5 protein-coding genes are annotated in these 4,625 nt (G+C 46.5%); 4 read left to right on the top strand and 1 reads right to left on the bottom strand.

All coding sequences use genetic code 11. The features are described 5' to 3' along the window. Positions 1-260: 260 nt before the first annotated feature. The 4 genes from HF974_15640 (at position 261) to HF974_15625 (ending at position 4,429) form a co-directional block, all read left to right on the top strand. Positions 261-1,565 (top strand): phenylacetate--CoA ligase, encoded by a 1,305-nt coding sequence (locus HF974_15640; GenBank protein MBC2699728.1) that lies wholly within the window; start codon positions 261-263, stop codon positions 1,563-1,565. Between the two features lie 14 nt (positions 1,566-1,579). Next, positions 1,580-2,017 (top strand): acetolactate synthase, encoded by a 438-nt coding sequence (locus HF974_15635; GenBank protein MBC2699727.1) that lies wholly within the window; start codon positions 1,580-1,582, stop codon positions 2,015-2,017. 327 nt (positions 2,018-2,344) lie between these two features. Further along, positions 2,345-3,061, top strand: coding sequence for a proteasome assembly chaperone family protein (locus HF974_15630; protein MBC2699726.1), 717 nt, complete (start codon positions 2,345-2,347; stop codon positions 3,059-3,061). A gap of 63 nt (positions 3,062-3,124) precedes the next feature. After that, positions 3,125-4,429, top strand: coding sequence for a tryptophan--tRNA ligase (locus HF974_15625; GenBank protein ID MBC2699725.1), 1,305 nt, complete (start codon positions 3,125-3,127; stop codon positions 4,427-4,429). Here HF974_15625 and HF974_15620 read toward each other — a convergent pair. Further along, positions 4,417-4,625 (bottom strand): hypothetical protein (locus HF974_15620; protein ID MBC2699724.1); only part of this gene is annotated, 209 nt, incomplete at its 5' end. The genes HF974_15625 and HF974_15620 overlap by 13 nt on opposite strands.

The raw sequence follows: 4,625 nt of genomic DNA, 5'->3' as shown, positions 1-4,625 counted from the left end.
TGGATTATGGTACTAAGCCCAGGAATTCACGTTATGACCATAAACGCATACAAGCGATGGTTTATTTATTTATTATTTCGTAAATATTTTATGATATTGCGTGCTTCTACTCGTTACGTCATAAGAAAATAAATGACAAGCCACGGTATAATTTCAGACAGTTTGGATGAAAACAAAATAAGAAAGCTGGAATTGCTGTACGAAGTCCATTGAACCAAACATGTTATATATTTTTAATAAATAATATCTTTCTGATTCTTATGATCGAATATTGGGAGCCACTTATTGAGCGAATGCCGGTTGATGAACTGAAAGCCATCCAGGAAGAGAAACTTAAATCTCTTGTTCATTATGTTTACAACCATTCTCCTTTCTACAGGAAACGGTTCGATGAAGCAGGGATTTCCCCGAACGACATCCAATCCCTTGATGATCTAAGGAAACTCCCGTTCACTACAAAACAGGACCTAAGGGATACCTATCCCACCGGCATGTTCTGCGTGCCCCAGGAACAGGTAGTACGCTACCATGCATCCAGCGGAACCACAGGCAAACCCACTGTAGTGGGATATACCGAGAATGACATAAAAGAATGGACAACCTCCCTGGCCAGGGGCCTGACATCGATCGGTATAGGCAGGGGTGATGTGGTCCAGGTAGGGTACGGCTACGGACTTTTCACCGGCGGGCTGGGGCTGCACTACGGTGTAGAGATGGTGGGAGCAAGCGCCATTCCCACCAGTTCAGGCAATACAGAACGGCAGATCGAGTTGATGCAGGACCTGGGTTCAACAGCTATGGCATGCACGCCTTCCTATTTCCTTTATGTGAACGAAGTTTTCAAGAAGCTGGGGATAAGCATCGCGGATGATACGAAATTAAAGTGCGGAATATTCGGGGCCGAACCATGGTCAGAGGAAATGCGGCGAAGAATTGAGGAGCAGACCGGTATCAAAGCTTATGACATATTCGGCACGTCAGAGATAAGCGGCCCCCTGTTCACCGAATGTACATACCAGGATGGGATCCATATCTGGGCGGACCAGTTCCTTATTGAAGTGATAGACCCCGAGACAGGGGAGCAGCTTGCGGACGGAGAAAGAGGAGAACTGGTAGTGACCACACTGGCAAAGGAGGCACTGCCCCTGATACGGTACCGTATAGGGGACCTGACAGTCATCAGATCCGGGCCGTGCAAGTGCGGCAGGACACATCCACGTATCATGCGCATCCTGGGCCGGACCGATGATATGATTATTGTTAGGGGCATCAATGTATTCCCTGGCCAGGTGGAGGCGGTATTGATGGATATACCTGAGGTGGCCGAACACTACCAGTTGGTTGTTGACCGCGAGAAAGAACTGGATACCCTGAGAGTACAGGTGGAAGTGACCCAGGACGTTTTCAGCGATAAGATATCTGACCTGATGGTACTTGAGAAAAAGGTGACCAAAGCGTTGCAGACCGTCCTTAACATTTCAGCAAGGGTAGAACTCGTGGAACCGGGCACAATTCCGCGTTCCATGGGTAAGGCACAAAGGGTTATTGATAAGAGAAAAATTTGATAGAGGTGTTATAAATGGAAAATAAGTTAATTAAGCAGATCTCCATATTTGCCGAGAACAAGGCAGGAAGGCTTGAAAAGATCACTGAGAAACTAAAGTCCGCAAATATCAATATCAGGGCATTTACTATTGCAGAAGCAGGGGATTTCGGTGTGATGCGGATGGTAGTAGACAAACCCGAACAGGCCCATAATGTACTGCACGATGCGGGATTCACTGTATCTGAAACTGATGTGCTGGGTATTGAGATGAGTGATTCCCCTGGTGGCCTGCATGAAATATCCACTGTCCTGGGTTCCAGTGACATTAATGTTGATTATGCATATGCCTTTGCGATGGCAACACAGAAGGCCCTGTTAATAATCAGGGTTGACAATATCAACAATGCCATTGAAGTGCTGGAAAACAGCGATATCAGGCTGATCAGTATGGAAGAGGTCAATAAGATATAGATCCAGGCTGCATGGGGACGGTTATGTGATCTACTGGGTAAGCACTGGCGCTGGTGAAAACTGCCGAAAGGAGGGGGAGGGGGGCATTAAGAAAATGAAAATTTCTGGCAGTAAAAATAGGATTGACAGGATACGATCTAATCTAATCCTGCATATCCTTTAAATCATGTCAAAATATTTGATTGAAATTAAGAAAATTATCTATATAGATCTCCAAATGCATTTATCTTGATTTTTACCACAAATATGGTACAATCAAAAAAGAGGTAATTTTTATGGGAAAAGATACGAATATGTTGAAACCAATAACTTAAAAAAGGTGAAAAAATGGAAATAATCATGCATAGATATAAAGAAATGGATCTGGATGACTCAACTGTAATCAATGGTTTTCCATCTACCAGCCTTATAAACTCAATTGTAGCCAGCTACCTTATCAATGTTCTGAACCTTGACCAAATATGCGGTCTCGACTCAGATGAGTTCCCGCCCGTTTCAATGATCTATGACTCAAAACCCAAATTCCCTGCAAGGATATATGCCGATGAAAAGGCAAAGATAGTGGTCTTCCTTTCCGAATTTACACCTTACCCGCCAATGGCAAGGAATGTTGCCAACACTGTTCTGTCATTTGCAGAAGAAGCAGGATGTTCAAGGATAATTTCCCCTGAGACACAGATATTGGATGAAGATGGTTTCAAACTCTTTGGAATAGGAAGTACGGATGCTGCCAGGAAGGAACTGGAACAACTTGAAATTGAACCGCTTATCCATAGCATGATTCCCGGTATTTCGGGAGTGCTCCTAAATGAAGGTAAGATACGGGGCCTGAAAGTGTTAGTACCCATTGCCCAGAGAGGTACCAATATTTCAGATGCCAGAATAGCAGCCCATGTGATTGAAATGATCGATAAGCTGATTCATACCATCAAGCTCGACCTGGAACCTCTGTATAACGAAGCCGAAAATGTAGAGAAGCACCTTACCAGCCTGAGGAAACAGGTCGCTAAACCCGCAGAGGACCAATACGGGATGTACAGGTAACTGCCCAGGCATGTCCGGAATGGAAACAATTATTTACCAGATTGCTATTTATTCACTCAGACCATGACTGAAATTAATCCTTGGAAATCATCATCCATAGACGACTACCAGAAACTCTTTGACGAATTTGGGATATCCCGCTTCGATGAACTGCTTCCCCGTATCAAGCATCCCCACCGCTTTATGCGCCGTGGTATAATTTTCGGACACCGCAGTTACGATTCTATAGTAGATGCCATGAACTCCAAAAAGCCATTCAGTGCCATGAGCGGGTTCATGCCATCAGGCCGCATCCATCTGGGCCATAAGATGGTGATGGAGGAGATAATATGGCACCAGCAGCAGGGCGGTACCGTGTTCATGGCAGTGGCTGACATGGAAGCACACAGCGTACGTGGCATCTCATGGGAGGAGTGCAGGCGCATCGGGGTGGAGGAATATATCTTAAGCCTAATAGCCCTGGGTTTCGAACCAGAAGGCGGGCGAATCTATTCCCAATCCACCAGCCCACAGGTGCGCGACCTGGCCTTTGAACTGGGTGTCAAAGCCAATTTTTCGGAATTGAGCGCCATCTACGGTTTTAACGGCGAGACAAATATAGCGCACATGGTCTCGGCCACGATGCAGAGTGCTGATATCCTGCACCCGCAACTTCAGGAGTTCGGTGGCCCACGCCCGGTTGTAATACCAGTGGGTGCGGACCAGGACCCACATATCAGGCTGACCAGGGGACTGGCAGATAAGATGAACTTGTTCCATGTGTTCCAGAGTGATGGTGTAGTTAAGATATACTCCAAATCGGCACCTGAAAAAGCGTTCAAGACCCTGGCAAAACGACTGGCAGTGGACTTTGACAAGGATGATATCAAAATGTTCGAGGGACATATCGATGTGAAAGGCGATATGGAACATGTGCAGGATGCGGTCAGGGACGTTGAACTGCTGGTTGGAGGCTATGCATTCCTGCCCCCTGCCTCAACGTACCACAAGTTCATGACAGGGCTTCAGGGCGGCAAGATGAGCAGCAGCATCCCGGACAGTATCATTGCCCTCACCGAAGAGCCAAAATCAGCTGCAAAGAAGATCATGCGCGCCAGGACCGGTGGCAGGGTGACACTGGAAGAGCAAAAGGAGCACGGCGGCGTGCCTGATGAGTGTACGGTGTATGAACTGATGCTGTACCATCTGGTCGAGGACGATAACGAGGTGCTTGAGATCAGGAAAGAGTGTATGTCAGGGGACCTGATGTGCGGAACCTGTAAGAAGCGGGCTGCGGGCCTGATGGAAGAGTTCCTGACCGACCACCAAAAGAAGCGTGAGGCTGCTAGGGAACGGCTGCCTGAGTTTGGGATTGATCACAAGTTCTGATAATCTTGCCCATATATTTTATTCATAAGTCCGTTCAGTGTGTTGAACGAGCGTGTGGTTACCATTATCTCTTTTCCAAAAAGGTGATATAGTACTGCCTGTATCCGCAGTCCTACTTCTGCATAATGAATGCCGGTCTTTTCAAATATTATGTTATCTGCTCTGTGAAGGGCTATGATATGCAGGCTATCATCTT

Source organism: ANME-2 cluster archaeon (assembly GCA_014237145.1).
Taxonomy (GTDB): Archaea; Halobacteriota; Methanosarcinia; order Methanosarcinales; family Methanocomedenaceae; genus Methanocomedens_A.
Note: the sequence above shows the minus strand (reverse complement) of the source record. Positions and strands in the feature narration are given on the sequence as shown.